Consider the following 24,783-nt stretch of genomic DNA (forward strand, 5'->3'; position numbering starts at 1 on the left):
AAGGAAGCGCTGTCTTTTGGATTAGAAAAATCCATTACCTAATATAACATAGTAACCGCCCAGCGTGTACTAAAAAGGTAATGGATTCTCCGTATCTCCGATCATTAATATTAACTTATAGGTAGACTTTACACCTAATTGAAAGCGGTGTCAAGGACTTACCATAAACTTTTTTTAGAAGTTGAAACCGCTGTCGCTCCCGCTTCCAGCGCGGCATCCACGTCTTTTTGGGTGCGTATGAGCCCGCCAGCGATGACCGGAACGCCCACTTTCTCGGATACTTCTTTTATCATATGAGGAATTAACCCCGGCAATACTTCGATGTAATCGGGCTGTGTTTTCTTAACGAGTGAAAGATTATGATCAAGTGCATGACCATCAATCAAAAACAGTCGCTGGACAGCAGTTATCTTATATTTTTTAGCTGCATTGATGACATTCGTCCTTGTCGATATGACACCATCCGGTTTCAGGCGCTGGCAGACAAAGTCCATCCCGGCATCATCCGTTTTCAGTCCCTGTATCAAATCAACATGAAGAAACACTTTTTTACCTGCTTTTTTGGCATATTTGATCTGTGAAGGAAGCTGGGCGATCCTTGTTTCAAGCAGGACCATCATCTGCATATCTTCCCGCTGGAGCAATTCATCGAAATCCCGCTCATTTCGGGCTGCAGGTAAAATCAATTGTCCTAAATCCATTCTTTACCTCCTTATGAAACAAGCAGACACACTAGGTTGTCTGCTTGTCCTGTCGTTGTTCTGCTGTATAAATCATTTGCATTGGATTTCCGCCGACCATTGCACCGGGGGGTACATCCCGATGAACAAGCGTGGCAGCGGAAATGACCGCTCCATCCCCGATCGTGACTCCTGGAAGAATCGTCGTATTGGCTCCCACCATCACATTATCCCCGATGATGACATCTCCAAGCCGGTATTCATTCGTCAAGTATTCATGGGCCAGAATGGTGGTATTATAGCCAATGATGGTGTTTTCCCCTATCGTGATCCGTTCGGGATACAGGAAATCAGGAACGACCATGACGGCTAACGCTGATTCTTTACCGATTTTCATTTTGAGGAAAGCACGATACAACTTGTTTTTCAAACCAAGAAAAGGCGTATAACGACCAATTTGGACAACCACGAAATTCTTGGCTACTTTCCAAAAAGAGATTGTTTTATATAACTGCCAAAGCGAATTAGATCCTTTAACGGGATAGCTTTCCGTTTTCCGCATGCGCGTCTTCCTTTACGATATCAAGTAAATCACGGATATCTTCCAGCATATAATCAGGTCCATAAGGAAGCAAGGATTGTTTTCCCTTGATCGACCAAGCCACTCCAGCAGTTTTTGTACCGGCATTCTTACCTGACTCGATATCATGATAATTGTCTCCGATCATGATTGCCTCCTCCGGGACACTGCCGAGCGCTTCGAGCCCTTTCAAAACTGGTTCTGGATGCGGCTTAGCATGTTCGATATCATCATACCCAATCACGACATCAAACAATCCTCCGAGACCGCATACTCTAAGACCGCGTTCTGCTGTATCCCGCACTTTCGTCGTTACGATACCAAGCTTAAAGCCTGCTTGTTTGAGCTGCTGCAATGTTTCAGCCACATACGGATAAGCCTCTACATAAGCATCATGATGTTCCAGATTATGCTCCCGATAAGCTGCGATCATTTCTTCTGCTCTTTTTGCGTCGATATTCTCAAAGACATCCTTCAGCGGCGGACCGATGAATGGAAGCAGCTCCTCCCGCTCATAAGTCCGACCCATATATTGCTCCAGCGTTGCCGTATAGGATGCCAAAATCAGACTATTCGAATCGATCAGTGTTCCATCAAGGTCAAATAACAATGTCGTGATTGCCATAATCGCACTCACCTCTTTCTATTTCTTATCTTTATAACGAGGTGTTTTCGACCCTGGACGGCGTCGGATGATGATGATGATCACCGCGATGACGATGGCCGAGATGGAGACGATCTGCGCTGCCCGCAAGCCATCAGCTACAAGACTATCCGTCCGCATCCCCTCGATGAAGTAGCGTCCGAAACTATACCAAATCAGGTAGAACAAGAACAATTCGCCGCGTTTCAAATTCACTCTGCGCAAAAGGAGCAAGATGATGAAACCAAGGACATTCCATAGTGACTCATAAAGGAATGTCGGGTGATAGAGCACCCCATCGATACACATTTGGTTATTGATGAAATCCGGCAAATACTGAATGAAGTTCTGGTATGCATCTGCTGAAACCGCGCCTCCATGAGCTTCCTGATTCATGAAATTGCCCCAGCGGCCGATTCCCTGAGCGAGGATCAAGCTTGGTGCTGCAATATCTGCCAGCTGCCAGAACGATATCTTTTTCACACGACAGAAGATGATGGCTGTAATGATAGCCCCAATCAATGCCCCGTGGATGGCGATACCGCCTTCCCAGATTGCGAATACCTTCCAAAATGGACCATCAGCATAGTTTTCCCATTCGAACGAAACATAATAAATCCGTGCACTAATGATAGCTGCTGGAATCGCGAATACGAGGAAATCAACAAACGTATCTTTATGTAATCCGCGCTTTTTCGATTCGCGGATTGCCAGCCATAAACCAATGGCAGCACCGACTGCAATGATGACGCCATACCAGTAGATTGATACCGAACCGAGCTGCAGAAATACCCGGTTCAACGGTTGTGCTTCACACATTTCCATCCGTCATATCTCCCTCATTGTCTTTTCCTGTTTCTATCATTTTCGTCAGACGCTGTGAAAATTCCTCCGCCGCATTCACACCCATCCGTTTCAGGCGGAAGTTCATGGCAGCTACTTCGATGATGACTGCCAAGTTACGCCCCGGGCGTACAGGAATCGTCATTTTTGGTACGTTCACATCCATGATTTTCATCGTATCTTCATCCAGTCCAACTCGATCATATTGTTTCGATTGATCCCAAGTTTCCAGATTGATGACGATGGAAATCTTCTTATGGCTTCGTACTGCCCCTGCACCAAACAGCGTCATCACATTGATGATGCCCAAGCCCCGGATTTCCAGTAAATGCTCGATCAAAGATGGCGAATTTCCAATGAGCGTATCATAATCCTCCTGTCGGATTTCAACACTGTCATCGGCAACGAGACGATGGCCGCGCTTGACGAGCTCCAACGCTGTTTCGCTTTTTCCGACACCGCTCTGCCCGGTAATCAAGATCCCGATTCCGTAGATATCCACCAATACGCCATGGACTGCAGTGAACGGAGCAAATCTTGCTTCCAGGAAGTTCGTGATCCGGCTGATGACACGCGTCGTCTTATGTGGCGAACGTAAAATCGGAACACCAGCAGCCTCCGCTGCTTCCTTCATCTCCTGTGGCACTTCCTGACCTCTTGTAATGATCAGACCTGGTGTAATATCAGAACAAATCTTCTCAAACCGATCTTTCTTCTGTTCGCTTGTCAGCTCCTCCAGAAAGGAGAGCTCCGTTTTGCCGAACAGCTGCAACCGATCTTTCGGATAATATTTAAAGTAACCTGTCAACTCTATACCAGGACGGGAGATATCACTCATGAAAATTTCACGTTGTACGCCTGTATCCCCTGTCAGCAATTCCAGATTGAAACGATCCAGTAAATCCTGAATGACTACTTTTGCCATTATAACCCTCCATCCTAACAATTCTTGTTTATTCTAGCATACTTCCTGAAAATATAGATACCTAGGCATGAAAAAGGCCTTGCAGCTTTTCGCCGCAAGGCTTTCTTCAGTTTGTGATCCGATCCCGGATGAGCCAGTTCAGGACGAGGTTCAGCAAGGCAAGTATGATTGCTGCAATGATTGCTGTCCCGAACCCATCGATTATGAAATTCTCTCCGATCAAACCTTGTGTGATCATCAAGGTAATTGCATTGATGACAAATAAGAACAAACCAAACGTCAAAGCAGTCAACGGCAGCGTCAAGACAATCAGCACAGGCCGGACAAGGAGATTCAAAATCGACAGGATGAAACTTGCCAGAATAGCAGTCCCGAAGCCTTCTACATAAAAGGAGTCGAATATGCGGCTGACGATTATCAATGAAACGCTATTCAGCAATAGTGTCAAGATCCATCTTAGCATGTTATGGAAGCACCCAGACCGAACCAGTTTTCGTGTTCGCTTCCAAATGCAGCTTTTCTTGTGCTGCTGGATATGTTTCGAATTTAAGTGCTTTCTTGACGACTTCCTTCGATTCGTCGATGACGATATATTCATCCAAGTCACAGTGCAGTGATCCGATATTCGTCGTAATCCGTCCATTCAATGGAATGGCCGCCAAGGATTTCAACCGAATGCTGCCATTGGTCGCCTTGAAAAATGCACTATCCGGATCTGAATTATGCCACTCGCAATGGATACTGCCATTGAACGTTTGGGCATCAAGCTTGCGAAAACTTCCCTCAAGCCGCAGGGAGCCATTGACAGATTCACAAAGCAAATCCTTTGCTGTCACTTGCTTCAGCTTGATACTGCCATTTGATGTCTCGGCACTGACAATCGAACCGCCGCCTCCATGGAGGTCGATGCTTCCATTGGTCGTCTTGCAATAGATGTTCACACTGCTCACCGAATCAGTTTGGATCGTTCCATTGAAGGTTTTCACGATGCATTCATCGTACACCGCTTCCGGGACATATAAGATGATTTCCGGTTTGATCCGTTTATCCTGCAGCGAGAATTGCAATTTGCCATCTGCAACGGCAAAATACGCTTTATCCGTGAATCGTCTTCTGGCAGCCTGTTCATCTTCCTCCTGATAGACTTTCGCTTTAGTTTCCAGGCGAGCAAGCGGTTCGGTCCAGCTTTTGATCGTCACTGAGCCATTATAGATTTTCAGTTCTATTTTCCCGAATGTCTCATCTGCCTGAAATATATGCTCAACTGTATAATGATCGCCGAAGTTCAAATCCAAGTCAGCATTCTTGATCTTCGTGAAAGCCTGCTGGACATATTGCAGCACTTTCGGGCCGACTGCCTTTTTCTTGGCTGTTTTACCGACACGCTCTGTTTTAGGCTCTTCTCCTGCTGTAACAAGCTCCTGAACCATCGGCTCCTTCTCTTCATCCGTATTCTGCACAGCACCAAAAGCACGCTCATCCAGAGCCGCAAGCTCCAGCTCCGCTTCTTCAGCGGTAAGCTTTCCTTCTTCGAGCTGTTTCAGAATTCTCTTTCTCTCTGTTCTCATACATAGCCTCCTTTACACATATACGAATCATATGTTCTCGAAGTTCCAAGTATAGAATGTCTCCTCTTTGAAATGTTCCAACGCTATTGCTTCCATGTTTTCTTCCGTAAGCTCTGCACCAGTGACATTACCGAGTACACCTTGTGCTTGGGATGTATGGCAAAGGATGGCCTTCACCTTTGTCTTGACGAAAGGACGGATATCCTGGACAACATCAGGCTTGCCGAGTATCTCCTGATATCCGCGCATGAACGCCTGGGCCCAAACTGTCGGACGTGCGCTTTCTTCCATCCGTGATACAGCATCGATGGCAGCTGCACCCAATGCATTATGGTCCGGATGGACAGCATAGTCTGGATAATGTGTGATGACTAGCGTTGGCTTGATCTGTTCCAAAAGCCCTTTCAAATGATCGCTGACCTTGGATAGATCCTCGAATTCCAAGACCTTATCCCGGTAACCAAGCATTTGCAGTTCCACATCCATTACCTTGCAGGCATCCTGTAATTCTTTCTTTCTGATTTCCGGCAAGGATTCGCGAGTCGCAAAAGTCGGATTACCCATATTGCGTCCCATTTCACCCAATGTACCGCACAAGTATGTGACCGGCACACCTTCTTCCCTGAACTTAGCAATTGTGCCAGCAGCTCCGAAAGCCTCGTCGTCCGGATGCGGGAAGATGACTACTACGTGTTTTTCCATGATTATTGCTCCTCCTTAGAATGCTGTCTCGCTTATTTCCAATGAAACCATCAATCGGCCTTCCCGATCATGACCAGCCATGAGCAGTCGATTCTTCTCATCCACTTCCCATGCGTTCAGTCCTTCTGCGTAAACCCAGCCGTTTTCAGTCTTCAATCCAACGCGATAGGCCATTCCAGTACCTTTGATCTTGCCATGCTCGTAAGTCACCTGTGCATTCCGGATAAAAGCACCAACATTATACGCTTTTTCATTTACATGATTAGCATATGCACCATTTGTCGTTTCCAGATGTATAAACACTTTTTTTCCAGCAAATGCATCTATTTGTTCTTGCACTTCATTCAAATCAATCGGCTTCACCGTAAGTCGCTCCTTCCAAAGCTATATCTAAACAAATATTTTACTACAAATCTCACTGTAATGCTCAATTTGATCATTTGCATGGCGCATAGATAGAAAAATACAGCGAGCAAATGCCCACTGTATCTTATTTATCGTTCTGCAACATGCGTCGCATATTCCAATTGACTTGCTGTACGTTCCCGGTCACGTTCGAGAATCGGCTTCAGGTATTTCCCAGTGTAAGAAGCAGGAACTTCCGCCACTTCTTCCGGTGTACCAGTTGCTACGATCTGACCGCCGCGGTCTCCACCTTCCGGGCCTAGGTCGATGAGATAATCCGCTGTTTTGATAACATCCAGATTATGCTCGATGACAAGTACAGTGTCGCCGTTTTCGACGATTCGATCCAATACTTTCAACAATCGTGAAATATCATCCACATGCAAACCGGTTGTCGGCTCATCCAGTATATAGAATGTTTTACCATTGCTGCGTTTATGCAATTCACTGGCAAGCTTCACACGCTGCGCTTCCCCGCCGGAAAGCGTTGTGGCCGGCTGTCCGAGCTTCACATAACCAAGCCCTACATCTGAGATTGTCTGCAGCTTGCGTTTGATTTTTGGAATATTGGAGAAGAATTCCAGACCTTCCTCGATTGTCATATCCAGAACATCTGCGATGCTTTTTCCTTTGTACTTAACCTCAAGTGTTTCCCGATTGTACCGTTTTCCATGACAAACCTCGCATGGTACGTACACATCCGGCAGGAAATGCATCTCGATTTTGATGATACCGTCCCCTCGGCAGGCTTCACAGCGTCCGCCTTTCACATTGAAGCTGAAGCGGCCTTTCTTGTAGCCACGAACTTTGGCAGCATTCGTACTGGCGTACACATCACGGATATCATCGAAAGCCCCGGTATACGTAGCCGGGTTGGATCGCGGAGTCCGTCCGATGGGCGATTGGTCAATGTCGATGACTTTGTCCAGATGGTCCAATCCTTTGATTTGCTTATGCTTGCCCGGCTTCACTTTGCTCCGGTTGAGTTTCTGTGCCAATGTTTTATGCAGGACTTCATTGACGAATGTACTTTTACCGGAACCGGATACACCTGTTACTGCAGTGAATAGACCCAGCGGAATTTGTGCTGAAGCTTTCTTCAAGTTATTCTCTTCTGCCCCGATGACTTCTATGGTGCGATCCTTATCAGGTTTACGGCGTTCAAACGGCAGCGGGATGAATTTCTTACCGGATAAATACTGGCCAGTGAGGGATTTTTTGTCCTTCATCACCTTTTCAGGCGCTCCCTGACTTGTGATCTGTCCGCCATGCTCACCGGCACCAGGACCGACATCGATAAGCCAATCGGCTTCCATCATCGTATCTTCATCATGCTCGACCACGACAAGCGTATTGCCAAGATCACGCATCCGCTTCATCGTTTCGATCAGCCTGTCATTATCGCGCTGATGCAGTCCGATGGATGGTTCATCCAATACATACAAGACACCAGTCAAAGCAGATCCGATTTGAGTGGCAAGACGGATACGCTGTGCTTCCCCGCCAGACAATGTACCGGCTGAACGTGAAAGCGTCAGGTAATCCAGGCCGACGTTATTCAGGAAGGTGATTCTGTCGATGATCTCCTTGGTGATCATGAACGCGATCTGTCTTTCCTTCTCGTTCAGTTCCAATCCTTCCATGAAGTGTTTCACTTCCAGGACGGATTTTTCGGTAACATTGCTGATATGATGGCCGTTGATGAGGACAGCAAGCGATTCTTCACGCAGACGATGTCCTTTACACTTCGGACAAGGTCGATTATTCATATACTTTTCCATTTGTTCGCGGATGAAATCGGATGTTGTTTCCCGATAGCGCCGGGCTATATTAGTTAATACGCCCTCGAATTCAATATTGCTCTCACGGACGCGGCCGAAATCATTTTCATAACGGAAATGGATTTTTTCCTTTTTCTTCCCGTTCATCAAGATATCAAGCTGTCCTTCCGGGAGTTCATTTACCGGTACATCCATATCGATGCCGAAATGGCTGCAGGCTGCTTCAAGCAGTTTTGGATAATACTGCGAGCTCGTCGGTTCCCAAGCTGCGATTGCACCATCACGCAGGGTAAGATCTTTGTTCGGAATAACCAGATCTGGATCCACTTCCAGTTTGGTACCTAGCCCATCACAAGTCGGGCAAGCCCCAAAAGGATTATTGAAAGAGAACATGCGCGGTTCCAATTCCCCGATGGAGAAACCGCAAATCGGGCAGGCATGATGCTCACTGAAAAGCAGCTCTTCCACACCCATCACATCGACGATGACGCGGCCGTCTCCGAGTGTAAGTGCTGTCTCCAATGAATCCGTCAGACGGCCGGTGATACCCTCTTTGATGACGATCCTGTCGACAACCACTTCGATTGAATGTTTCTTTGTTTTCTCCAGCTTGATATCATCGGTGATTTCCACCATCTCGCCATCCACACGCAAACGAATATAGCCCTCGGACTTCAGCTTTTCGAGCACTTTGACATGCTCGCCTTTTTTCCCGGAGATGACCGGGGCAAGGACCTGCAGACGGGAACGCTCCGGAAATTCCAAGATCCGATCGGCCATTTGTTCAACAGTCTGGGAACTGATTTCGATACCATGACGCGGACAAGTCGGTCTGCCCACCCTCGCATATAACAGCCGCAAATAATCATAGATTTCCGTTACTGTCCCGACTGTGGAACGCGGGTTCTTGCTTGTCGTCTTCTGATCGATACTGATAGCTGGCGACAAACCTTCGATCGAATCCACATCGGGCTTGTCCATCTGGCCAAGGAACTGGCGGGCATACGCTGATAGTGATTCTACATAACGCCGCTGCCCCTCAGCATAGATCGTATCAAAAGCTAGCGAGGATTTCCCCGAACCGGATAGGCCGGTCAAAACGACCAGACTATCCTTTGGGATATCGACATCTATATTTTTTAAGTTATTGGCGCGGGCGCCCCTGACCGAAATACTTTTCTTCGCCACTTTCTTCACCCTTCCACTTTTAGTTCCAAGACAAGATCACGAAGCTCGGCAGCGCGTTCGAAATTTAGATCGCGTGCAGCCTGTTTCATTTCTTTTTCCATCTCGGCGATGACTTTTTCCTTTTCCTTCTTCGTAAGCTTCGTCAAATCCGGTGTATCCTTCTTATTCGTTCCGGACTCTTCGGAAGCGATCGTTGCCTTGATGACATCCCGCACTTCCTTCTGGATCGTCCGCGGTGTGATGCCATGCTCTTTATTGTAAGCGATCTGGATTTCACGGCGTCGCAGTGTTTCATCCATCGCTTTTTGCATACTGTCGGTAATTTTATCTGCATACATGATGACATGCCCGTTTTCGTTACGTGCTGCACGCCCCATTGTCTGGATCAAGGAACGCTCGGAACGCAGGAAGCCTTCCTTATCCGCATCGAGTATGGCAACGAGCGAAACCTCCGGAATATCCAAACCTTCCCGGAGCAAGTTGATGCCGACAAGCACATCATATTTTCCGATCCGCAAGTCCCGGATGACCTCGATCCGTTCAAGCGTCTTGATTTCCGAATGCAAATAAGCAACCTTGATACCGATTTCCTTAAGGTAATCGGTCAAGTCTTCGGACATTTTCTTGGTCAATGTCGTAATCAGGACTCTTTCATTCTTCTCTGTCCGTTTGTAAATCTCACTGATGATATCGTCGATTTGACCCTCTATCGGACGGATGTCTATCTCCGGATCAAGCAATCCTGTCGGCCTGATGATCTGCTCGATCATTTCCGGCGTATGTTCGATTTCATAAGGACCTGGTGTCGCGGAGACATAAACGAGCTGTTCTGTCTTCTTCTCGAATTCTTCGAATGTCAGCGGTCTGTTGTCCATCGCGGATGGCAGACGGAAACCATGGTCGACAAGTACTTTCTTACGCGCCTGGTCCCCATTGAACATTCCCCTGATCTGCGGCAGTGTGACATGCGACTCATCGACGACGACAACGAAATCGTCCGGGAAGAAGTCCAATAGCGTATAAGGCGTAGCTCCCCGTTCCCGGAAAGTAAGCTGAGCCGAATAGTTCTCGATTCCTGAGCAAAAGCCCATTTCCCGCATCATTTCCAAGTCGTAGTTTGTCCGCTGCTCCAGACGCTGGGCTTCCAGCAGTTTACCTTGTTCCTTGAACACCTTGAGCTGATCTTGGAGTTCTTTTTCAATATTGACGATGGCCTTCTTTAGATTCTCTTCACGCGTTACGAAGTGGGAAGCAGGAAAAATGGCAACATGCTCGCGATCACCGATGATTTCGCCTGTCAGTGCGTCCACTTCACGGATTCGATCGATTTCATCACCAAAGAATTCAAAACGGATGCAATGTTCTTCCTTTGATGCCGGGATGACTTCGACAGAATCGCCGCGTACACGGAAGGTTCCGCGCTGAAAGTCGATATCATTACGCGCATATTGGATATCTACTAAATTACGAAGCAGCTCATCCCGATCCTTCTCCATGCCGACACGGACAGACAGCACCTGGCTCTTATATTCTTCCGGGGAACCCAAACCATAGATACAGGACACACTTGCCACGATCAGCACATCATTACGCTCGAAAAGAGCAGATGTTGCGGAGTGGCGCAGTTTATCGATTTCATCATTGATGCTTGCGTCCTTCTCGATGAAGGTATCTGTCTGCGGTACGTATGCTTCCGGCTGATAATAATCATAATAACTAACGAAATATTCCACTGCATTATTCGGGAAAAATTCCTTGAACTCACTGTACAGCTGACCTGCCAATGTCTTGTTATGGGCAATGACAAGGGTAGGACGGTTAATTTCCTTCACCATATTTGAAATAGTGAACGTCTTACCAGTACCAGTCGCTCCGAGCAGTGTCTGATGCCGCTTATCCTGATGGATGCCTTCAACGAGACGATCAATCGCCCTCGGCTGGTCACCTTGAGGACTGTATTTAGATACTAACTCAAACGTTTCCTTTTCCTTCAATGCCAAATTCCTCCGTTCTATTTGCTATTTTCATCATAGCACAAAATATATAAAAACACGAACAAACATTCGTTTGAAATTCCACATATCTGCTAGTATAGATTTTTTCCTAATATACGAAACATAAACAAATAGATAGCAAAAAGCCGTCAAAAATGACGGCTTTATTATTAGTTAGAAGCTTGGTCGTATTGGTTGACCTCAAATAGATCGATCAAATCGATTTTCGGATTTTTATCCGTGAACCAGCGGAGGGCGAAGTCGTTCTTGAACAATGCCAAGTATTCCCCTTCGCGATCCTGTGCGAGCAGACTGCGCTCGTCGAATAGACGTTCATCCACTTGCTCGGACTTAAGCCAGCGAGGGATGCGTTCTCCCATCGATTCCAATACCACTTCTACATTATACTCATTTTTCATTCGGTATTCGAATACTTCGTACTGAAGCTCTCCGACTGCACCTAAGATATAGCTGTTGTCGCGTTTACCTCGGAACAGCTGGATCGCTCCTTCCTGAACAAGCTGCTCGATACCTTTCTGGAACTGCTTGGCTTTCATGACGTTCTTGGCAGTAACCTTCTTGAACACTTCCGGCGGGAACTGCGGCAGCTCATCGAATTCGAAATTCGCTTTCCCTTCGACGAGTGTATCCCCGATTCGATAAATGTTCGGATCATATATGCCGATGATATCCCCGGCATATGCCTCTTCTACTGTATCGCGGGATGATGCCACGAATTGCTGTGACTGGGACAGCTTGATCGGCTTCGCTGAGCGGGCTAGCTGTACATTCATACCACGCTCGAACTTTCCGGAGCAGACGCGCAGGAAAGCAATCCGGTCGCGGTGAGCCGGGTTCATGTTCGCCTGAATCTTGAAGATGAATCCGGAGAACTCTTCTTTTTCAGGAGATACGACGCCTTCGGTTGTACGTCGGCTCCCTGGTGCAGGAGCAAGATTCACGAACGTATCAAAGAATGTCTGTACCCCGAAAGGTGCAAGCGCACTGCCGAAGAAAACTGGTGTCTGCTTACCGGCAAGCACACGATCCAATGAGAATTGATCGCCAGCCTCTTCTAATAGCTCCAGTTCATCTTTTGTATCTTCAAATGTGGATTCACTTGTTAAATCCGCATAAGCCGGATCATCCAGCTGATCATAAGGAATGAATGTTTCTTCTTCATTACCGTTAAAGCGGACAAATTGCTTGTTGTATCTATCGAAAATACCCAGGAAACGCTTGCCCATTCCTGCCGGCCAGTTCATCGGATAAGTCTCGATATCCAATACATTTTCGATTTCCTCCAAAAGCTCCAGCGGCTCCCGGCCTTCCCGGTCAAGCTTGTTGATGAAAGTAAAAATCGGAATGCCACGCATACGACACACTTTGAATAGTTTCAATGTCTGAGCTTCGATCCCTTTCGTCGCATCGATGATCATGACGACACTATCCACCGCCGTCAGTGTGCGATACGTATCTTCACTGAAGTCTTCGTGTCCTGGTGTATCCAGGATATTAACTTGATAATCTTTATAAGGGAAATTCATCACAGACGATGTAACGGAAATCCCGCGCTGCTTTTCGATCTCCATCCAGTCGGATGTTGCGAATTTGCCTGATTTCTTTCCTTTTACCGTACCTGCAGTACGTATCAGATTCCCGAAAACGAGCAGTTTTTCAGTCATTGTCGTCTTCCCGGCATCCGGGTGGGAGATGATGGCGAATGTCTTGCGCTTTTGTACTTCTTGTTTTATTTGCATCGGTTCATTACCTACCGTTCTATTATCATTCGTAAAGCCTGATTGTCTTGGTGATCGATTTGTTATCTCACACTGCGTCAAACCTCTTTTCCGCTCTAAAATCAGTCTTTCTCTACTATACATAATGTTAGCGCTTTTAGGCAATATCCTTCCCAGGATGGTTTTTCATTGACCCGCGGGGAGAAAACGCTTTACTATGAGACTAATAAGATTTTCACAAAATCCGATTCATTTCGAGGAGAGACAAGATATGCTAAAGAAACTATTCGGTAAAAGTGTTACAGAAGAGCATTTTGTAAGCCCTGTCAATGGGAAGGCAGTGCCGCTGGAGGAAGTGCCGGATCCAGTATTCGCGGAGAAAATGATGGGCGATGGCATCGCTATCGAACCGACTGATGACATAATTGTCAGCCCGATCGATGCCGAAGTCGTCCAAGTATTCGAAACAAAGCATGCCATCGGCTTGAAAACAGAGATGGGTCTGGAAGTACTGCTCCATATCGGTCTGGATACTGTCAATCTGAAAGGTGAAGGCTTCGATACCTTCGTCAAAACAGGCGATAAAGTCTCTGCCGGCGATAAGCTCGTAACCTTCGACAAGGCGTTTGTCGAAGCGAATGCAAAAAGCTGTGTCACACCAGTGATCATCACCAACTATGAAGCAAGCGAATATACCTTGGAAGCACTATTTCCGGAACAGGCTATAGCAGGAGAAACCCAGATATTCCAAGTGAAAAAGAAATAGACGAAATGGCAGCTGCTTGCTGCCTTTTTTATTTTGCCCTAATTGGGAAGGCTATTGTCATATCTGTTATAATGATAGGATAATGAATTTTTTAGACTGGAGACTGGGCTTTCATGCAATCTTATTTTCTCGATAAACAAGATATCATCAAAGTGACAGGCGATCGATTCTATCGAAGAGGACTGGATTATGTCAATAAAGGACGCGTCCAAGGACTGAGCTTCACGCCTTCCATCAACCAATGGAAAGCTGTTGTCCGCGGAACCGAAAATTATCCTGTGCGGATTTTCTTCTTTGAAGACGATGATCTGGATGGGGTCTGCAGCTGTCCTGCCTATCACACCCATTATACATGCAAGCACATCGCTGCTGTCTTGATCGCAATCAGCCGGAACCGTTTCGATAGTAACGGGTATACCGTTACCGAAGATACCGCTGCCCCGCAAGCTGCCCGTCAGACTGATTTTACCGATCGGCTCGTGCAAGCATTCCTATCCCCTGCAGAACGCCTGCCATCCAAGCCTCCGGAAACATTGAAGCTGGAATACAAAGTCGAGCAGCGCTTTATGCAAACGAACGGCAATACCGTATTTGAGGTCGAATTGAAGGCAGGGACCGCCCGCACCTATATCGTGCGTTTAGCCGAGGACTTTCTAAAAAGCGTGCTGCACCAGACCCGCTATCAGCTGACGCCGAGCTTCGCCTTCGATCCGCGTGTCCATATTGTCACACCAGAAGACAAAGCTATCCTGGAGCGATTGCTGGAAGCCTGCGAAAACAGTATGATACACGATTTCGCCACTTCCACCCTCCAATCGGAGAAACGCGCAATCAGACTGACACCTACCCTAGCCCGTGAGCTGCTGCCGCAGCTTGCAGAAGCTGGTGCCTCGCTCCAATTGCTGCATACGGAACCGATGGACACATTCCGTGTGAGCGACAAGCCGGCACGATTGGACTTCTATCTGTCAACGGATGAAGACGACATGCTCCAGCTTGGAGTGCAGGAAATCGCGGCATATGAATATATCAAAAACTATCATTATCTATTCAAGGATGACACCCTGTATCCGGTGCCTGCCGAGCAGCGAGAATTGGTCAAGGAACTGTTCTCCATCCTTCCTTACCGGCATGATGCACCTCAAACGGTATCCACTAAAAACGTCGACCGTTTCGTGTCACAAGTCGTCGGCATGCTGGAACAAATCGGGCATGTGCATATCGCTGATGCTGTCCGCAGCAAAATCGAAATGGCTCCACTTGTCGCCAAAGTATATTTGGATGAAACGGATGATGTGCTGCATGCCAATGTTTCTTTCCATTATGGAAATCACGTCATCCAGCCAGGACAGCCACAGACAGACATGCCTATGATCAAGCGTCAAGCAGCCAAGGAAGATGCCGTCCTTCAGCAATTGCATGCTGCTGGGTTCCGTTTCTCAAAAGGCCGCTTCCATTTGCTCAATACAGAGTATATGTATCTGTTCCTCCATGAGCATTTGCCGTCTTTACAGGAAATCGCGGAAGTGTACATTTCTGATCGGGTACAAGCGATGCAAGCCGATGATCAGCACGAGGTCTCTTCTTCGATCCGGCTGCAGCAGGAAAAAGGCATGCTGGAAATCAGCTTCGATGTTTCCGGTTTGTCGGAAGCACATATCAATGATGTACTGCAGGCGATGATCGAGAAGAAACGATATTATCGCATACCTGATGGCGCATTGCTCGATTTGGAACAAGAATCGACGGAGAACTTCCAAGACTTCCTGGAACAGTTGCAAATCAAGAAAAACCAGCTGCAAAATCAGCATATCTTCGTGCCAATCGCTCAAAGCATGCAGGTGGAGGAATCCCTCCGCGGGGCAGAAATGGAAGCTGCCTTCCGCACATTGATCGAGAGGCTGCGCCATCCGGAACAGATTGAATTTGCCTTACCGGCCGGACTGCAGGCAGACTTGCGGGATTATCAATTGACCGGATTCAAATGGATGAAGACGCTCGCTTACTATGGTCTTGGCGGCATCCTTGCCGATGATATGGGACTCGGTAAAACATTGCAGACGATTTCCTATCTGACTTCTGAACGAGAAGCTGATCCAACAGCACGCCCATCACTTATTGTCGTACCTTCCTCTCTGCTTTATAACTGGCAGAAGGAGTTCGAAAAATTTGCACCTAATATGCGTACACTGGTCATTTCCGGCTCGGTAACGGAACGGCAGGAACAGCTTTCCCGATTGGAAGAGCATGATATCATCATTACTTCTTATCCATTATTACGGATCGATCACCATGTGTATGCGGGACAGTTATTCGACAGTCTGATCCTGGATGAAGCACAAGCAATCAAAAACCATGCGACCCAGACCGCCAAATCCGTCGGACTGATTCAAGCTGGTAAACGATTCGCACTCAGCGGCACCCCGATCGAAAACAGGCTGGAGGAGTTATGGTCCATCTTCCATACGATTTCCCCCGGGTTGTTCCGCAGCAGGAAATCATTCACCGATATGGAACCGGAAAAAATTGCCCGGATGACTCGTCCGTTCATCCTGCGACGAGTAAAAACGGATGTGCTGCATGAACTTCCCGAAAAAATCGAGACGACGAATTATTCGGATCTTACGCAGGAACAAAAAGAAGTTTATGTCGGCTATCTGGAACGAATCCGGAGAAAGATCGACAAAACGATTGCCGAAAAAGGTTTTGACCGAGGTAAATTGGAGATCCTGGCCGGGCTTACCCGACTGCGCCAGATCTGCTGTCACCCATCTCTGTTCATCGAGAATTACACTGGACAATCCGGTAAACTGGAGCAGCTGCTCGAGGTTATCAGGGAGCTGAAACAAAGTAACAAACGCTTCTTGATCTTCTCCCAGTTTTCCAGCATGCTGGAAATCATCAAGCATGCATTGGACGATACCGACGTCTTCTATCTCGATGGCAGTACACCTTCCAAGGAAAGAATGCAAATGGCAGAAGCATTCAATGAGGGTGAAAGAGACGGCTTCCTGATCAGCTTGAAAGCTGGTGGCACAGGACTGAACCTGACGGGTGCAGATACAGTCATCCTCTTCGACCTATGGTGGAACCCAGCTGTCGAAGAGCAAGCTGCCGGGCGTGCCCATCGGATCGGACAAAAAAATGTCGTCCAAGTGATCCGCCTGCTCACGCGCGGAACGATCGAGGAACGAATCTTCGAATTGCAGCAACGCAAGCGCGCACTTGTCGATCAAATCATCCAGCCTGGGGAAACGATGCTGAACACACTTACAGAAGATGAGATACGCAGCCTGCTGTCGATGCAGGATGAGTAAAAAAGTAGCAAGCCGTGGTGGCTTGCTACTTATCTTTATTAGGCAGATTCCATTATTTCTTCAAACTTATCACTTACATTACTTCTACTATGTAAAATCTCTTCTATACCTCTATGATCATCTAAACTCAAAACCCTCCACCAAATAAGAAAAGACATCTCTATCGTTTAGCAAACCCTTCATAATCCCTCTACTCAATTTATCATCAACAGATAAGGTAATATTTTCATTTTATGGTATTATCAATAAGATTACTAAATCTGTATAAAAAGAAGGTACACTAATGGAATTCATCACTGAAAAACTATTATTTATCGCTCTGTTTATTTTTATCATCCATTCGATTGAAACATTGGCATACGCTGTGAGGTTATCAGGTGCAAGAGTTAAAATGATAGCATCAGCCTTATCCCTATTCAACATCATGGTCATCGTTTCAAGAATGGCCAATATGATGCAGCAGCCTTTCACAGGCAGCTTGATAGATGCTGCTCCAAAAGAAAACACGCTGGTATTCGTTGAAACACAGTTTCGTATTCTTATTGGAGCATCGACTGTCGGTACAATTTTCGGGATCATATTACTGCCCACGTTCATCGCGTTGTTTTCCAGGGCAATCATTCATTTATCAGAGGAAAAAGGCTCTGTGCCGTCCTTAGTGAAAAGGATATTTTCCTTGCAATACATCAAACGAGGTATCACGCATTTCAGTCTCCCCAAGTTTTCCTATCTGCGGGGAACGAAAATGAAAGATATTCCGCTCAGGCTATTTTTCGTCAATATGATCATAACAGCAATTTATACCATCGGTGTGTTAGCCGCTTTATATGCAGCCTTGTTAGCTCCGGAAAGATCCTCTACGGCAATCATGGCCTCAGGCTTAATCAATGGGATTGCAACAATACTATTGGTTATTTTCATCGACCCCAAGCTGTCTGTCATAGCTGACGATGTCGTGAATCAGAGGGGCAGTTATCATACATTAAAAAGTATGTCATTGATGATGGTAACTTCTAGATTACTTGGTACGCTGCTTGCGCAATTATTTTTTATCTGGGGAGCAGAGTATATCGCTTGGTTCACTAAATTCATTGTGTGAATGCGAAAGCCCACTTAACTGGATTCAGCTAAGTGGGCTTTCGTGTCTATTGCTATATTCAACTGCTTTTAAGTGCAGCATGTCTCCGCTGTTCCTGCACAAAGATGATACCGAGCTCATGCGGCTCGCCTTCATACATCGCTCGTTGCTTGATCCGGATTTCGCCTTGTTCGTCACGGATCTCCATCTTGCAATACTGGCTGTTCGACTGGATTGCTTCATAGAAAGCCCGTTCCGTTGTGACGCGGATGCCGTTTACCTTCTCGATCAGCTCACCAGCCAATAACCCCAACCTGTCAGCTGGACTCTCCGGAATAACAGCAAGGACAAACAAACCTTTACTGCTTTCTGTATAAAACATCGCGCGCTTACGATCTTTATTACGGAAGGATAGTGCGATTGCTTCTCTGCCGATAAGTGCGATGACAAAGGCTGCGATAGCGAAATAATAGGAATAAACGCTTGCCAGACTCACTGCTAGGGTAAGCAGCGCCAAAAACAAGACTGCCTGCCCTTGCTTACGCGCTTCGATGAACGCCGGACGGCCTTTGGCAAAGCCATCCATACCAGTCAGCAATGGCACAAGCAGAAGCCCATAATTCGATCCATTCAAATGGAAGTACGGCCACCAAGGAGCGAATGGCTCGATTGCACCGGCCGGCACTAATAGAAAGAATGGAATGAATAACAGCTTACGGAAGCGATGCTGGCCGATCCAACGTCCGCGTGGCCCCTTTACCAGCTCGGGCAGGGTATCTTCTCTTTTCGTCTTAAGGAGCAGAATGGCTTCTGCAATCATGACAATGCTCATGATGAGCGCTAAGCTGATCCAATTCAGACCTTCCATATCATCTGCCCATCCAGGTGGCAGATATTCAGCAGCATATGGAGCTGCGCCGACGGCAAGCAAAAAGCTGAACCCCAAAATATAGGCGGACGACAGCCAAGTGAAACGAAACAGCAGTGTAAGTACAATCGTCACGGCGCTGATCAGTAGTACGACAGCTGGTGCTATGACGATTCCCGCTCCGATACTTGCTGCAGTAAGCAAAAGTCCGAAAATAAGCGATAGAACCCAAGTGCCTGTCCACTCTTTGCCAAAATCAAATACCTTCGTACCAAAATTATTCCGCTCTTTCCTGATTCTGCGGCTGGAAACGATTAGAGTCAGCAGCAATGCCCAATAAAGCAGTGGATTCAAAAAGAAGTTTCCGATCCCATATAGCAGTTCGGTCAACCAATCATTCACCATTATGTGTCTCTCCCTATAAACCAACTCTTATGTATACTGTCTATTCTAACATGATAGTCCACGTTTTCCTATGGCAATAGAAAAAGCCTCCCTATCGAAGGGAGGCTCCATATCATTGACGGAAAAGCTCTTGCAGCGCTTTGTCCATTTGATTATCATGCTTGCCATCGCGTACCTGCTCGATGATCTTCGTTTGCAGCAAATCTGCCGTTTCCTGATCCACTTCACCTGTTGCTTGCAAATCGTTATCCTGCTGGAATTGTTTTACTGCTGTTTCCGTTTTTTCATTGAAAAACCCGTCTTTACGGCTCGGCTCATATCCAAGACCTTCCAGCATGATTTGCAAGTTCTTGATTTTGTCATTATTATCGTTAAACTTCAACGTTTCCTTCTCGTCCAATTGAATCGGAGAACTGTAGAAGTACTCTGGCTGATCCACTTCAACAGTTGGTTTGATACCTTTTTCATGGATCCAGTCTCCGTTAGGCGTCAACCACTTGTACAAAGTCAACTTGAGCATGGAATCATTCTGCAATGGCACTGTTTGCTGTACAGTACCTTTTCCGAATGTCGTCTTACCGACCAGCTCATATCCGCCAGCCTGACTCATAGCACCTGCAAGAATCTCAGATGCAGAAGCACTGCCCTCATCAATCAGGACATTGATCGGATATTTCTTCTTCTCATCTAGTTCGGTATAAAATTCTTGTTTTTCTCCATTTTTATCTTCAATCTGCAAGTAAGGTTTATCACTAGGCACAAAGTTCTTCAGAATATCCTCCACAGTCGTCAGGATACCACCTGGATTACCGCGGACATCGATGACCAATCCATCGATACCGTCTTTCTCCAACTTATCCAAAGCAGTTTTGAATTCTTTAGCTGTACTTTCGGAGAATGACGTGATTTCCAAGACACCAGCTGTCTTTCCGTCCACTTCTTTCGTATCGGCATAGACAGTTTCAACCGGTATCTCGTCCCGGGTAACGTCTATCTTCAATTCCTCTGATACACCTGGCCGCTTAACCGACAAAGTCACTGTTGTCCCTTTTTCTCCACGAATTTTATTTACTGCTTCCTGGAGATCCAAACCTTGCAAGGAATCACCATCAACTTCCAGCACTTGGTCGTTCGGACGCAAACCCGCTTCCTCTGCAGGGGAGTCTTTGATCGGTGCCACAATCGTCACCTGTTTGTCCACCATGCTCACCTCTGCACCGATACCTTCAAATGAAGATTCCAGCTGCTGATTCAATTGTGTGGATGACTCTTCATCCAGGAAAGAACTATATGGATCATCCAGCGTTTCCAGCATACCCTGTATGGCTCCTTCTTGCAGCTGCTGGGCATCTGGCTTGGCCAACGCATTATCCTTAATTAGTTCATATGCATTCTCTACCTCACTCAAACTGCCAGCATCATCTGAAACAGATCTGGAGCCGGAATCTTCCTTCCCTGCATATGATGTAAATGCATAGCTGCCGCCAGCCCCGACAACCAATGCCAAAATGATCGCTATCACGAATGTCGCTTTTTTGATCTGCACGTTCGCCTCTCATCCTTTCTCACTTGTCCAATCGGTTAATCCTACTATTATGCTAAACTCCCTCTATCTTATCACTAAAAGAAACAGATGATGTGAAAAAGGCATCCCCTTTGAAGGGGAATGCCTTTTTCATTTTTATATTAGAAATATTTCATTGGGTCTACTGCATTGCTTTTCGCACCATTCCATTTACCTTCATGGATTTCGAAATGAAGGTGGGGACCTGTTGAACCCCCTGTATTACCCATCTTAGCAATTTCTTGTCCACGTGATACACTTTCACCAACGGATACTTCTCGTTTATCCAAGTGACCGTAAAGGGTTTCATACGTACGGCCATTGATGGAATGTGTAACGATGATAACATTACCGTAACCATTCATCGTTCCGCTATACGAAACAACGCCACTAGCAGCAGAATGTACTGGTGTACCGATTGAATTGGCAATATCCTGTCCATAGTGATTGCCAGTAGATCCGCTACCGAATGGATCATTACGGACACCGAAGCCAGAGCTCAGACGACCTTGTGCCGGCCAAGAGAAGATACCAGCTTGTGCCGATTTGGCACTGGATGAGCTGCTTGAGCTACCTGAGCTGCTTGAGCTGCTGCTCTTAGAAGAGCTGCTTGATTTAGAGCTGGATGAAGATGACTCGCTTGCTGCAGCTTTTTTCGCTGCTTCAGCTGCAGCTTTTGCTTCTGCCGCTGCTTTCTCCTGAGCTGCCAAATCAGCTTGCTCGGATTCTGCGTTTTCCTGCGCTAGACGAAGTGCTTCTGCTTGGTTAGCTGCAAGCTCTTTTTCTTCTTCAGCAGAAAGGATTTGATCCCCTAGCTTCTCATATTCATCCTCAAGCTGCTGTTTCAAATCCTCTTGTTCACTTGCCTGGGATTTCAGGTCAGCTTTGATGTCTTCCAGTTTTGCTTTCTGATCTTCCAGGTTTTGCTTTTCATCTTCGCGCTGCTGCTTTTGGTCCTCAAGCTTCTGCTTCGCTTCGATGTAACCGTTCAAAAGCTCCTTATCGGAATCCATGATAGTTGTAACGGCGTTCAGACGATTTACCATATCACCAAAGTTCTTGGAGCCCATCAATACTTGCAAGTACTGTACGTCCCCGCCGTTTTGCTGAATGCTGACAAGACGGTCGGATAGTTTGTCTTCGCGTTTGTCGATATCTTTTTCCGTTTCGACGATATCACTAGAAATTTTCTCGATTTTCTCGTTTGTTTCCGTGATTTCATCTTCTTTGTCACTCAAAGCATTTTCATTCTTGTCAATCTCGTTGTTCAAATCATCCAGCTTCGCCATCAGATTTTCCTGCTCAGCCAGGTTATCAGACTGCTCGGACTTGGCATCATTGATTTCACCTTCGAGCTCGCTTTGCTTACTGCTGTTCTCCTGCTGTTTCTTCTGCAGTTCATCAATCTCGCTCTGAACGTCAGATGAGGATTTCGCAGACGTCTGAATCGGAGTATGTAGGATTGTTCCTGCAGCTAATGCAGCTACAAGAACGGGCTTGATCATCTTCTTCATTCTTCTCTCATTCCCTTTCTTCCTTTACAAGCGTTTATGTTGTCAGGTTATTTAGACTTTAAGAAATTTACGGACACTCATGACACTGCCCCAGACACCGATAATTGCCCCGATTGCAAGTAATATTCCTGCAAGCTGGAAAGCAAATGGCGCATAAGGAAGGATCTCGACGAAACCAATGCTGATATTATCCGTCAAGTTACCTGACAGATAATAGTATCCGACGAGCACTAGTGCAACTGGAATGATCGCTCCCAATACTCCAAGCAGCAGGCCTTCAATGAAGAATGGCCAACGGATGAAGGAGTTAGTCGCCCCAACCAGTTTCATGATGCCGATTTCCCTGCTTCTGGCAATGATCGTAATTTTGATTGTGTTTGAGATCAGGAAGATAGCCGTGAATACCAGCCCCAGGATAAGAACTGCACCGATTATACGGGCGTACTTACTCACCGCAAAGAGATTCTCTACTGTCGCTTTTCCGTAATCCACTTTGTCCACTCCGTCCAGCTTTGCAATCTCGTCAGCAACGGAGGCTGTATCATGCGGATCGGACGTCTTGACGATGTACGTATCACTCAATGGGTTGTCTTGTTCGAACAAATCCCAATCGGTCTGCCCCATGTCTTCCATCAGCTGGTTTAACTGCTCATCTTTGGAGGAATACTTTACAGAACCGACTTTATCAATCCCTTCAAGCTCACCTTGGATGGATTGCACTTGATCCTGAGCAAGCGTCGGGTCGAGATAGACACTCATTTCGACATCAGACTCGATATTGGTTGCAAACTTATTCAAGTTGAACACAACGGCCAAGAATACACCTACTAAAATCAGTGTCACTGTCACCGCCCCGATGGAGGCGATGGTCATCCAGCCGTTCCGGAATATATTTTTGGAACCTTCTCGCAAGTGGCGTTTCGTGGTATTAAACTTCATACCCATATTCACCTCCTGCTTCATCGCGGACAATGCGACCATTTTCAATGGCGATGACACGTCTCTTGATCGTATTCACGATTTCCTTGCTATGCGTTGCCATTATGATGGTTGTGCCTTTTTGATTGATATCCTCCAGCACCTTCATGATGCCCCAGGATGTCTCCGGATCAAGGTTACCTGTCGGCTCATCGGCAATGACGACCTTCGGATTATTAGCTATTGCCCGGGCAATGGCTACACGCTGTTGTTCCCCACCGGAAAGTTCATCCGGCAGTGATCGGGCTTTATCCTTTATCCCAACGAGATCCAGCACTTCCATGACACGATCCCGGATTATTTTAGGGGATTCTTCGATTACTTCCAAGGCGAAAGCGACATTTTCATAGACTGTCAACTTCGGAAGCAATTTGAAATCCTGATACACCACGCCGATTTTCCTTCTGACTTTCGGGATATGACGTTCTTTATATGTGCTTAAATCTTTGTTATCGACTTTTACAATACCAGTGCTCGGTTTCTCACCACGGAAGATCATTTTGACGAAGGTGGATTTACCGGCTCCGCTCGGTCCTACTAAGTACACGAATTCCCCGCTGTCGATATGCACATCGACACCATTCAGCGCTGTGACGCCATTGGCATAGGTCTTATGCACACCTTTCATATCTATCATGTTTAACTCACCTTTGTATTTATTCTAATCTGTAATCTGCTAATCTACTAACTAAGTATGTCGAACATTGACGAAAGCAATCGAAAAAGCTCTCGAACCTGAAACCATTATAACATCTTATTTCTATTTTTTTAGACATATTAATATTACATTTATGTTTCAAAATATGACAAAAGACTTGGTTTTTGAAATATTTTACGCCGTATCCTGTCGTTTCCACTCGCTAGAAATGCCTGAAAACACAACAAAATACCCATACATCTTGTGTATGGGTATTCGCCACCTATGCTCTATTCCTGCTGATTCTGAAGCCATTCGGCGATTTTCTCGGCCTCTTCTCCCTCAGCCTGACCGGCAGGCATCCCGCCTTTGCCGTTCTCCATTATATCCACAAGTTCTTCTTGCGTATACTTGGAGCCAAGATTATCCAATGGAGGACCGCCATTACCTCCGCTCAAGTCCTGCCCGTGGCACATGGCGCAGTTGTTTTCATAGGCTTCCTGGGGTGTTTCGGCTGCATCATCCTTACTACCGCAAGCAGACAGGATAAACATGCATGCAATACTGCTGCAGATAATCGCCATTTTTTTCAAGAGAATCGCATCCTT

Annotated in this window: 21 protein-coding genes; 3 read left to right on the top strand and 18 right to left on the bottom strand. The window is 46.5% G+C overall.

Annotated features, from left to right (window positions below):
- Nucleotides 1-158: 158 nt before the first annotated feature.
- The 12 genes from AB1K91_RS03485 to AB1K91_RS03540 all read right to left on the bottom strand — a co-directional run bounded on the left by AB1K91_RS03485 (nucleotide 159) and on the right by AB1K91_RS03540 (nucleotide 13,069).
- A complete protein-coding gene (locus AB1K91_RS03485) occupies nucleotides 159-701 on the bottom strand; it encodes a glycerol-3-phosphate responsive antiterminator (RefSeq protein WP_413088150.1) in 543 nt (180 codons plus the stop codon).
- A gap of 31 nt (nucleotides 702-732) precedes the next feature.
- On the bottom strand, nucleotides 733-1,242 hold the full coding sequence (locus AB1K91_RS03490) for an acyltransferase (protein WP_413088152.1): 510 nt from the start codon (nucleotides 1,240-1,242) through the stop codon (nucleotides 733-735).
- Complete coding sequence (ppaX, locus tag AB1K91_RS03495; protein ID WP_413088154.1) at nucleotides 1,214-1,885, bottom strand: pyrophosphatase PpaX; 672 nt, start codon at nucleotides 1,883-1,885, stop codon at nucleotides 1,214-1,216. Before ppaX ends, AB1K91_RS03490 begins: the two co-directional genes overlap by 29 nt.
- Before the next feature lie 18 nt (nucleotides 1,886-1,903).
- The gene (gene lgt / locus AB1K91_RS03500) at nucleotides 1,904-2,728 is read right to left on the bottom strand and encodes a prolipoprotein diacylglyceryl transferase (RefSeq protein WP_413088155.1); all 825 of its coding nucleotides are present in this window, start codon (nucleotides 2,726-2,728) and stop codon (nucleotides 1,904-1,906) included.
- Complete coding sequence (hprK, locus tag AB1K91_RS03505) at nucleotides 2,715-3,671, bottom strand: HPr(Ser) kinase/phosphatase (protein WP_413088156.1); 957 nt, start codon at nucleotides 3,669-3,671, stop codon at nucleotides 2,715-2,717. Before hprK ends, lgt begins: the two co-directional genes overlap by 14 nt.
- Nucleotides 3,672-3,777: 106 nt before the next feature.
- On the bottom strand, nucleotides 3,778-4,134 hold the full coding sequence (locus AB1K91_RS03510; protein ID WP_413088158.1) for a phage holin family protein: 357 nt from the start codon (nucleotides 4,132-4,134) through the stop codon (nucleotides 3,778-3,780).
- Nucleotide 4,135: 1 nt separating this feature from the next.
- Nucleotides 4,136-5,239 (bottom strand): DUF4097 family beta strand repeat-containing protein, encoded by a 1,104-nt coding sequence (locus AB1K91_RS03515; RefSeq protein ID WP_413088160.1) that lies wholly within the window; start codon nucleotides 5,237-5,239, stop codon nucleotides 4,136-4,138.
- Between the two features lie 27 nt (nucleotides 5,240-5,266).
- Nucleotides 5,267-5,941: a bacillithiol biosynthesis deacetylase BshB2 gene (gene bshB2 / locus AB1K91_RS03520; protein ID WP_413088162.1), complete on the bottom strand. Its 675-nt coding sequence runs from the start codon at nucleotides 5,939-5,941 to the stop codon at nucleotides 5,267-5,269.
- Between the two features lie 15 nt (nucleotides 5,942-5,956).
- On the bottom strand, nucleotides 5,957-6,304 hold the full coding sequence (locus tag AB1K91_RS03525; RefSeq protein WP_413088163.1) for a YojF family protein: 348 nt from the start codon (nucleotides 6,302-6,304) through the stop codon (nucleotides 5,957-5,959).
- Between the two features lie 131 nt (nucleotides 6,305-6,435).
- A complete protein-coding gene (gene uvrA / locus AB1K91_RS03530; RefSeq protein WP_413088164.1) occupies nucleotides 6,436-9,315 on the bottom strand; it encodes an excinuclease ABC subunit UvrA in 2,880 nt (959 codons plus the stop codon).
- Between the two features lie 5 nt (nucleotides 9,316-9,320).
- The gene (uvrB, locus tag AB1K91_RS03535; RefSeq protein WP_413088166.1) at nucleotides 9,321-11,309 is read right to left on the bottom strand and encodes an excinuclease ABC subunit UvrB; all 1,989 of its coding nucleotides are present in this window, start codon (nucleotides 11,307-11,309) and stop codon (nucleotides 9,321-9,323) included.
- A gap of 170 nt (nucleotides 11,310-11,479) precedes the next feature.
- Nucleotides 11,480-13,069, bottom strand: a complete 1,590-nt coding sequence (locus tag AB1K91_RS03540) for a peptide chain release factor 3 (RefSeq protein ID WP_413088168.1) — start codon at nucleotides 13,067-13,069, stop codon at nucleotides 11,480-11,482.
- A 250-nt stretch (nucleotides 13,070-13,319) separates the two neighbouring features.
- Between AB1K91_RS03540 and AB1K91_RS03545 the strand changes: the two genes are divergently transcribed.
- The 3 genes from AB1K91_RS03545 (at nucleotide 13,320) to AB1K91_RS03555 (ending at nucleotide 18,230) form a co-directional block, all read left to right on the top strand.
- Complete coding sequence (locus AB1K91_RS03545; protein ID WP_413088170.1) at nucleotides 13,320-13,814, top strand: PTS sugar transporter subunit IIA; 495 nt, start codon at nucleotides 13,320-13,322, stop codon at nucleotides 13,812-13,814.
- 113 nt (nucleotides 13,815-13,927) lie between these two features.
- Nucleotides 13,928-17,131 carry a DEAD/DEAH box helicase gene (locus tag AB1K91_RS03550; protein WP_413088172.1) on the top strand — a complete coding sequence of 1,068 codons (3,204 nt, stop codon included), beginning with the start codon at nucleotides 13,928-13,930 and terminating at the stop codon, nucleotides 17,129-17,131.
- A gap of 283 nt (nucleotides 17,132-17,414) precedes the next feature.
- Entirely contained in the window at nucleotides 17,415-18,230 is an 816-nt protein-coding gene (locus AB1K91_RS03555; protein ID WP_413088173.1) for a lipid II flippase Amj family protein, read from the top strand.
- A 58-nt stretch (nucleotides 18,231-18,288) separates the two neighbouring features.
- Here AB1K91_RS03555 and AB1K91_RS03560 read toward each other — a convergent pair whose 3' ends face one another.
- The 6 genes from AB1K91_RS03560 to AB1K91_RS03585 all read right to left on the bottom strand — a co-directional run bounded on the left by AB1K91_RS03560 (nucleotide 18,289) and on the right by AB1K91_RS03585 (nucleotide 24,759).
- A complete protein-coding gene (locus AB1K91_RS03560) occupies nucleotides 18,289-19,482 on the bottom strand; it encodes a PDZ domain-containing protein (protein ID WP_413088175.1) in 1,194 nt (397 codons plus the stop codon).
- Nucleotides 19,483-19,594: 112 nt separating this feature from the next.
- On the bottom strand, nucleotides 19,595-21,022 hold the full coding sequence (locus AB1K91_RS03565) for a S41 family peptidase (protein ID WP_413088376.1): 1,428 nt from the start codon (nucleotides 21,020-21,022) through the stop codon (nucleotides 19,595-19,597).
- Nucleotides 21,023-21,168: 146 nt separating this feature from the next.
- Nucleotides 21,169-22,560, bottom strand: coding sequence for a murein hydrolase activator EnvC family protein (locus AB1K91_RS03570; RefSeq protein ID WP_413088177.1), 1,392 nt, complete (start codon nucleotides 22,558-22,560; stop codon nucleotides 21,169-21,171).
- Between the two features lie 51 nt (nucleotides 22,561-22,611).
- Complete coding sequence (ftsX, locus tag AB1K91_RS03575) at nucleotides 22,612-23,499, bottom strand: permease-like cell division protein FtsX (RefSeq protein ID WP_413088179.1); 888 nt, start codon at nucleotides 23,497-23,499, stop codon at nucleotides 22,612-22,614.
- Nucleotides 23,489-24,175 (bottom strand): cell division ATP-binding protein FtsE, encoded by a 687-nt coding sequence (gene ftsE, locus AB1K91_RS03580; protein WP_413088181.1) that lies wholly within the window; start codon nucleotides 24,173-24,175, stop codon nucleotides 23,489-23,491. The genes ftsX and ftsE overlap by 11 nt, the downstream gene beginning before the upstream one ends.
- A 290-nt stretch (nucleotides 24,176-24,465) precedes the next feature.
- On the bottom strand, nucleotides 24,466-24,759 hold the full coding sequence (locus AB1K91_RS03585; RefSeq protein ID WP_413088378.1) for a c-type cytochrome: 294 nt from the start codon (nucleotides 24,757-24,759) through the stop codon (nucleotides 24,466-24,468).
- Nucleotides 24,760-24,783 lie beyond the last annotated feature (24 nt).

The sequence above is a fragment of the Terribacillus jepli genome (assembly GCF_047228925.1).
In the GTDB taxonomy this organism is placed as follows: Bacteria; Bacillota; Bacilli; order Bacillales; family Amphibacillaceae; genus Terribacillus.